Raw genomic sequence first — 685 nt, 5'->3', positions numbered from 1 at the left:
TACTGGGGGTTGGAGTTCGCCGCGTTGAAGATCGAATGATTGGCATTTTCCACGCAGATTTCTAAAGCCCGACGCACTTCCTTGGCATTGGCATGCCTGCCCGCCTGGGAAAGCCAACGGCCCATTTCCGACTTGATGAAAGCGGCAGCCATGCCGCTTGCAATTTCGCCTGCGTTATAGCCACCCATTCCGTCCGCCAGGATGCAAAGCCGCGTCGCAGCATCAAAAGCAACCGCATCCTCGTTGTTGTCCCTCGTCAACCCCGGGTCGGTATGTGTACAAATCTCGTAGTTCATCTTGTTCGTGTGATCACTGGGTGTCGGTATCGGCAGCAGGTGCTTTGGAAACCACGGTTTTCTCAAATGTCTGCGTGCCGTCGACATTCACGGCCTGGGTCGCATCATAGGTCTTCGGGCCAGCAGCTGGTACAGTCGCTGATTGCACGACCGTGGCGTCAAATTGGGCTGCTGGCGCACCCTGTTGAGGCGCAAACGATGGGGCCGGTGCAGTACCTTCCATTGCGGCAATGACAGCGCGCAGATCTGTCGCCAATCGATCACCATCCTGATACCGCAACTCCGGCTTCTTGGCCAGAGACAGCGCAACAATCTCGGCCAGTCGCGCCGGCAGCTCTTTACGRATGATACGGATATCGGGGGCTTCTTCGTTCGCGATCTTGTACATC

1 protein-coding gene and 1 pseudogene are annotated in these 685 nt (G+C 56.7%); both read right to left on the bottom strand.

The window, feature by feature from the left end:
* On the bottom strand, positions 1-296 hold a 296-nt coding region (locus tag AC1D1X_RS25065; protein ID WP_477699598.1), incomplete at its 3' end, for a PP2C family protein-serine/threonine phosphatase.
* Positions 297-309: 13 nt separating this feature from the next.
* Positions 310-685 (bottom strand): annotated as a pseudogene (locus AC1D1X_RS25060) (serine/threonine protein kinase); the annotation flags it as partial.

This window comes from Polaromonas sp. P1_G4 (assembly GCF_056405475.1).
Note: the sequence above shows the minus strand (reverse complement) of the source record. Positions and strands in the feature narration are given on the sequence as shown.